General features: G+C 40.9%; 1 protein-coding gene. It reads left to right on the forward strand.

The features are described from left to right. On the forward strand, positions 1-570 hold a 570-nt coding region (locus H4J75_RS20540), incomplete at both ends, for an Ig-like domain-containing protein (protein ID WP_182223069.1).

A 570-nucleotide genomic window follows, 5' to 3' on the forward strand; every position in this document is an offset into this window, starting at 1 on the left:
TTAAATGCCGATGGTAGTTACACTTTTACACCAAATGACAATTTCAATGGTGCTGTTCCTGTAATTACTTATACCGTCACAGATGGTGCCGGTGATACGGATAGTTCTACCTTAACGATTTCAGTAACACCCGTATCAGATCTTATTGATGATAATGAGTCTGTTACAACAGCTGAAGATACCCCAGTCTCTGGTAACGTTTTAGATAATGCAGCAACTGCAGATGGACCATTAACCGTAACGAGTTTTACTGTTGATGGGAATACGTATAATGCTGGTGATACGGTTACTCTCACTGAAGGTGAGTTAACCTTAAATGCAGATGGTAGTTACACTTTTATACCAAATGACAATTTCAACGGCAGTGTACCCGTGGTCAGCTACACCGTTACTGACGGTGCAGGTGATACCGATAATTCTGCGCTAACAATTTCAGTAACACCGTTATCAGATCTTACTGATGACAATGAATCTGTTACAACAGCTGAAGATACCCCAGTCTCTGGTAACGTTTTGGATAATGCAGCAACTGCAGATGGACCATTAACCGTAACGAGTTTTACTGTTGAT

The organism is Colwellia sp. BRX10-1, from assembly GCF_014077545.1.
Classification (GTDB): domain Bacteria; phylum Pseudomonadota; class Gammaproteobacteria; order Enterobacterales; family Alteromonadaceae; genus Colwellia_A.